Source organism: Streptomyces griseorubiginosus (assembly GCF_017614965.1).
In the GTDB taxonomy this organism is placed as follows: domain Bacteria; phylum Actinomycetota; class Actinomycetes; order Streptomycetales; family Streptomycetaceae; genus Streptomyces; species Streptomyces griseorubiginosus_B.
Genome location: NZ_WVUG01000039.1, coordinates 36,590 through 42,713, shown reverse-complemented (window position 1 = coordinate 42,713; position 6,124 = coordinate 36,590). Strand labels below are relative to the sequence as shown.

General features: G+C 72.8%; 4 protein-coding genes. 2 read left to right on the top strand and 2 right to left on the bottom strand.

Going from position 1 to position 6,124, the window contains the following annotated elements:
* Positions 1-21: 21 nt before the first annotated feature.
* Positions 22-972 carry a hypothetical protein gene (locus tag GRC12_RS10765; protein ID WP_208778970.1) on the bottom strand — a complete coding sequence of 317 codons (951 nt, stop codon included), beginning with the start codon at positions 970-972 and terminating at the stop codon, positions 22-24.
* 211 nt (positions 973-1,183) lie between these two features.
* Entirely contained in the window at positions 1,184-1,558 is a 375-nt protein-coding gene (locus GRC12_RS10760) for a response regulator (protein WP_208778969.1), read from the bottom strand.
* 205 nt (positions 1,559-1,763) lie between these two features.
* Between GRC12_RS10760 and GRC12_RS10755 the strand changes: the two genes are divergently transcribed.
* Together GRC12_RS10755 and GRC12_RS10750 are read left to right on the top strand one after the other, a co-directional pair.
* Positions 1,764-3,122, top strand: coding sequence for an extracellular solute-binding protein (locus tag GRC12_RS10755; protein ID WP_244372599.1), 1,359 nt, complete (start codon positions 1,764-1,766; stop codon positions 3,120-3,122).
* 273 nt (positions 3,123-3,395) lie between these two features.
* Positions 3,396-6,053 carry a nitrate- and nitrite sensing domain-containing protein gene (locus GRC12_RS10750; protein ID WP_208778973.1) on the top strand — a complete coding sequence of 886 codons (2,658 nt, stop codon included), beginning with the start codon at positions 3,396-3,398 and terminating at the stop codon, positions 6,051-6,053.
* The last annotated feature ends 71 nt before the right edge of the window (positions 6,054-6,124 follow it).

Sequence of the window (6,124 nt, the reverse complement as noted above, 5' to 3'; positions counted from 1 at the left end):
CCCCTCACCCCCTGGCCCGATTCACTCCCAGTCCCACCCGATCCCCACGATCCCCGCGCGCACCCGCGGTTCGACGAGGTGGACCGAGTGGTGGCCGCTGAGGGGGAGTTCCTGGCGGCCGCTGCGGGGGGCCGCCGGTGAGTGCTGGGCGAAGCGGTGGCAGCGCACCGGCAGGGCGCGCTCGTCGAAGCGGACCTGGAGCGCGTACTGGCCGCCGGCCGGTCCGAACCCCCTGACGTACTCGCGGGAGACGCCGGCCGTGCCGTCCTCGACGCCGTAGCGGAAGAGGTAGGTGTCCCCGGCCCGTAGACGGGTGTCGAAGAGGAGTTCGGCGACGAGCACGCCGGTGTCCTGGTGCACGCGCACGCGTCCCGTCCGGCAGTTCTCCAGCGCGTGGACCCGCACCCGCTCCGGCACGCATCCCGGGTCGCCGTGGTGGACGGCCACGAAACGGTCGACGCCGTCCATGTGGGCCCGCACGATGTGGTGCGACTCGCGCCCCGCCAGCTCGCGGCGCGCCCCGATGTGGACCCGCTCATGGTGTCCGAGGGTGTGCAGACCGCCGTCCGGTGGCAGGCTCAGCTCGGTCAGCAGCCGCTCCAGCACGCCCGACGCCTCCACCAGGGAGCGGTAGGAACGGCCCGCGGACCGCTGTCCCGGCGAGGCCTCGTCGGTCTCGGCGAGCAGCCGGATCAGGGACTCCTCCGGCAGCTGGAGTATCTCCTCCAGGGCCCGTACGGCACGCAGGGACTCGGGGCGCTGCGGGCGCCGGGCGCCCTGCTGCCAGTAACTCAGGCTGGTGACACCGACCTTGACCCCGTAGCGCGAGAGATGGTGCTGCACGCGCTGCAGCGGCAGACCGCGGGCGGCGATGGCGGCGCGCAGCGCGACATGGAAGGGGCCGCCTCGCAGAGCCGAGTCCAGTTCCGCGGTGGCGACGGCGGCGTCCGCGTGCTGTGTGGCGTGCGGCATGCAGGGGCCTTTCTGTGAAATCTCGCTACGGCTGGTCGGGCCGGGTTCGCGCTGGTTGTCGGGGCCACCCCGTCGGCGTCGGGGCGTCTTCACATCCGTACGCCGTCGTTCACGGCCCCGAGTTCCCACGCATTGAAGCGTGTTGACCAAGTCCCGACAACACCTGAAGCCCAACAGTCCCGCGCTCCTGGCCGAGACCTGTCAGGTCCCCTCAACTCGGTGCGGCCCCGCCGCCGTTGCCGAGCACCTGCCGGATCGCCCGTGCGGACAGGTCGGACTTGTGCAGGAAACCGCGGGCCGGGCTGGCGGCGACGAGTTCCTCGAAGTCCTCCAGGGCGTGGGTCGAGATCAGGATGATGACGCAGGAGACGCGGTCGGCCAGCTCCACCGCGAGATCGAAACCGCTCTCGCCGCCGAGGTCGAGGTCCACCAGGACGATGTCCGGGACCAGCTCCGCCGCCCGCGCGAGCGCCTCCGCACCCGTCGAGGCCAGGCCGACGACGGGAATCCCGTCGCGTTCGAGCAGGGTGCGTGCGGCCTCCAGGAACCGGATGCTGTCATCGACGAGAAGACAGCGCAGGGACATGCGGACAGGGTGCCAAGCGCGGGTTGATTGCGCTTTCCCGCTACCCGGAAAGAGTCGGGAGCGGCGTTACCCGTCAGCCGGAACGTGCTGAAGTCCCGTTCCCCGTACGCGGGTTCGTGCTCACCCTGCGCAGTCGGGTGTCACCGGCGGTAGCATGGATCCGCCCTGGAAAGACCGCGGTCGTCCGGTCGAGTGGGGGTGCGCGATGCGGGCTTCGCTCGGGAGCAAGCTGGTCTCGGGACTGCTGGGGGCCGCTCTGCTACTGGCTGGATGCGACGGTGGCGGGGGCGGCGACGACAAATCGCGGAAGGTCCCGGGCGACACCACCTGTGACGGCCGGATCGAGGGCACCGCGAACATCACCGTCTGGTTCCACTCCGAGCAGCCCGGCGAGATCGGCACCCTGCGCAGCCAGGTCGCGGACTTCAACAGGGCGCAGCACCAGGTCCGCGTCGAGCTGGTGCCCCTGCCGGGACGGCGGTCCTACGGCGAGTTGGTGGACTCCGCCGCGGCCAGCGGCGACCTTCCCGACCTGCTCGACTTCGACGGGCCGAACCTCTACAGCTACGCGTGGTCCGGCAGGCTGAGGCCGATCGACTCCTGTGTGCCGCGCTCGGTCCGGGACGATCTACTGCCCTCGATCCGCCGGCAGGGCACCTACGCGGGCCGACTGTGGGGCGTGGGCACGTTCGACTCCGGTCTGGGGCTGTACGTCCGCAAGTCCGTGCTGCGCAAGGCCGGCATCCGTATCCCCACGGGACCGGCGGACGCGTGGAGCGCCGCGGAGTTCACCGGGATCCTGCACCGGCTCCGGGGGCTTGGCCACCGGACGCCGCTCGATCTGTATCTCGAGTCCACCAAGCCGGGCGACGAGTGGCCCACGTACGGCTTCGCGCCCGCGGTCTGGTCGGCGGGCGGTGATCTCGTCGACCCGCTGAGCCACCGGACGGCCGAGGGGTACCTCAACAGCGCCGCGTCCGTCAGGGCGCTCACGATCATCCAGAGCTGGGTCGAGGAGGGACTCGTCGACCCGGGCAGAGACGATCAGGCCTTCGTCCAGGGCCGCAGTGTCCTCTCCTGGCTCGGGCACTGGGTGTTCGGCGAGAACACGAGGGCGTTCCCGGGCGATGTCGCCATCGTGCCGCTGCCCGACTTCGGCAAGGGCACCGTCACCGGCATGGGTTCGTGGCAGTGGGGCATCCCGGCAGGTACCGCCGACGGCGACGCGGTCTGGCGATTCCTGGCCTACCTGCTCGAACCGCGGGAGGTCCACCGGATGACCTTGGCCAACGGGGCCGTTCCGGCCACGAACAGCGCCGTGCGGCTCTCACCGCGGTTCGGCCCGAACGGCGCCGAGCACCTCTACATCGACCAACTGCGCGGCGGGGTCGCCCGGCCGCGTCCGCAGACGCCGGCCTATCCGGCGATCACCGCGGCCTTCTCCTGGGCCTTCAGGAGGATCGTCCTCGAGCACGCCCCGGTCAGGGCCACGCTCGATCAGGCGGCCCACCGGATCGACGAGGACATCGAGGCCCACGACGGCTATCCGCGGAAGGGCCCCTGACCCGGCCTGGACCGCCGCCGGTCGCACGGGCATGCTGGGGAAACCCCGCGGGGGAAACCCCGCGAGGCGGGACACCGAGGACACGTACGACCTCATGCCCGTGGTGGGGTCGGCGGGAGGTGTGGTGCGCATGACGGACGCCAACAGAGCGGTTACGGCGGATTCCTCGACGATCACCGGCGCCCGTTCCCGGTACTAGGTCCGGTCGTGCGCCGCCTCCGGGGCGGGAATGGTCCGCCCCTGCTCGCCCGACTCCGCGTCGGCAGCAAGCTGATGCTGCTCGTGCTGCTGCCGGTGGCCGCCATGCTCGCCTTCACCGCGTTCAGCGCCGTCGCCCAGTGGACTCAGGCGCGGGAACTGGACCGTTTCCACACCGCGACCCGGGTGGCGTTCGAGACCACCGGGGTCTGCGACGCGGTCGCCCGCGAGCGGATCGCCGCCGTGCTGGCCCGTCTGCGGCCCGCCCGGGACACCCTCGGCGAGCGGGCCGCCGCCGAGCGGTCCACGGACCGGGCCCTGACCACGGCCACCGAGCGGGCCGGCGCATGGTCCGGGGCCGACGTCGATGGCGAACTCGGCGCCTTCGGCCGCCAACTGCACGCCATCCGGGCACAGACCGACACCGGCTCGCTCTCCGCGAGCGCGGTCGTGCAGCAGTACCAGACGGTCCAGGACGAGCTGCTCGACACCGTCGCCGACCTGGAATCGGGAGGCCCGACCAGGGCGGCGGGGCGTGCGGCCGACGCGCACATCGCGCTCCTGCAGGCCATCGAGGCCGGGGAGCGGGAGCGCGCCGAGGTGGCCATTCTGCTCAGCACCCCCCTCGCCCACCGGCCCACCGCGGCCGGGCGCTGGCCCGCGCTGGAGGAGGCACAGCTGCGGGAGTTCCGCCGCGACACCTCCGCCCCGCTGCGGGCCGAGCTGTACGCGACACGGTTCGGGGAGCCCGGACGCGCCGTCCGTAGCGTGCGCGACATGCTCGCCGCGGCCGACCCGCGCACCGCGCACTGGCCGTCGTACGACAGCTGGCTGGCCGACTCCCGGGCCCGCATCGACTCCCTGCGCGGCATCCAGGACCAGGCGGCGCGCGAACTCGCCGGGACGGCCGCCCACGACCTGCACACCGCGAAGGCCGACGCGCTGCGCGACCTCGCCCTCTCCCTCGCCGTCCTGGGCGTCGTCACGGTCCTCGCCCTGGCCCTGCGGCGCTCCATCACCCGGCCGCTGAGCGAGGTCGCAGCGGGCGCCCGGGCCCTGTCGGAGGGTGATCTGTCGTACGATATCCGGTACGCGGGACGCGACGAACTCGGGGACGTCGCCGACACGTTCCGCGAACTGCGGGTGACCACGGAACGGCTGGCGGCCGAGATCCGTTCCCTGACCACGGCGATCGACGACAACCGGCTCGGCCACCGGGCGGACGTCGGGGCCTTCGCGGGAACCTGGGCGCAGCTGCTGGGCGGCATGAACGCCACCATGGCGTCCTTCGCGGCGGCGCACGGCCGGCGCAAGCGGGCCGAAGAGGAGCTGGAGAGCATCTTCAACCTCTCCCTCGACCTGCTGTGCATCACCGGGGTCGACGGCTACTTCAAGCGGGTCAACCCCGCCTTCGAACGCACCCTCGGCCACCCGGCGGAAACGCTGCTGTCCAGGCCGTTCACCGAGTTCGTGCACCAGGAGGACCGGGCCGACACACGGGCGGCCCTCGACCGGCTGGCGAGCGGCGTCGAAGTGGCCGAGTTCGAGAACCGCTATCTGCGCGCGGACGGCACCGAACGCTGGCTGCAGTGGAGCGCGCGGCCTGTTCCCGAGCAGGGCCTCGTCTACGCCGCCGCCCGGGACGTCACCGAGAGCCGCAGGCACGCCCGAGAACAGGCCGCGCTGCGCCGGGTCGCCACCCTCGTGGCCCGTGGCGCCCCGCCCGAGGAGGTGTTCACGCGGGTGGCGGAGGAGGTGGGCGAGCTGCTGGACACGACGGCGGCCGTCCTGCGCCATCAGCCCGACGGCAGCCGTACGGTCCTCGGGACCGCGCACGACCCGGAGGTGTTCGAACCGGCCTCGCGGGATGCCCGACGGGACGCCGCACGCCGGGCGATCCACGAGGTGACCCGGACCGGACGCGCCGCCCGGGCCGGCAGGGCCGTCGCCGCGCCCATCGTCGTCGACGACCGACTGTGGGGATTCGTCGTCGCGGCGTCCCTGCGGGAGGCGCTGGACCGCGGCACGGAGGACCGGCTGGCCGACTTCACCGAGCTCATCGCCACCGCCATCGCCAACGCCGACAGCCGGGCCCAGCTCACCGCCTCACGCGCGCGCGTGGTGGCCGCCGGAGACGCCTCCCGGCGCCGGATCGAGCGCGATCTGCACGACGGTGTCCAGCAGCGGCTCGTCGCCCTGCAACTCGATCTGCGGCTGGCCGAGTCCCTGGTCACCGACCCCACGTCCGAGCTGTCCGAACAGCTCGCCCATGTCAGCAAGGGGCTCGACGACGCCTTCCAGGACCTGCTCCAGGTCGCCCGCGGCATCCACCCGGCGATCCTGTCCAAGGGCGGCCTCGGCCCCGCACTGCGTTCCCTGGCCCGTCGATCGGCCGTCCCCGTGGAGCTCGACCTCGCCCTGCCCTCCGCCCGTCTGCCGGAGCAGCCGGAGGTGGCCGCGTACTACGTGATCTCCGAGTGCCTCACCAACGCCGCCAAGCACGCGCACGCACGCGTGGTGCGCATCGAAGCCAAGGTCCGTGACGACGTCCTGGAGCTGACCGTCGCCGACGACGGGGCCGGAGGGGCCGAGCCCGGCCGGGGCTCGGGTCTCATCGGGCTGATCGACCGGGTGGAGGCGATCGGCGGCAAGCTGGATGTCCGCAGTCCGCCCGGCGAGGGCACGACCGTGCGGGTGCGGCTGCCGCTGGCCGTGCCCCCGACGGACGTGTGACCGCCCGGGGCGCACGCCGGGGGAGTCGCCCAGGCGGGGGAGACCTGGACTGGTGACGTCGCGTACGCGCC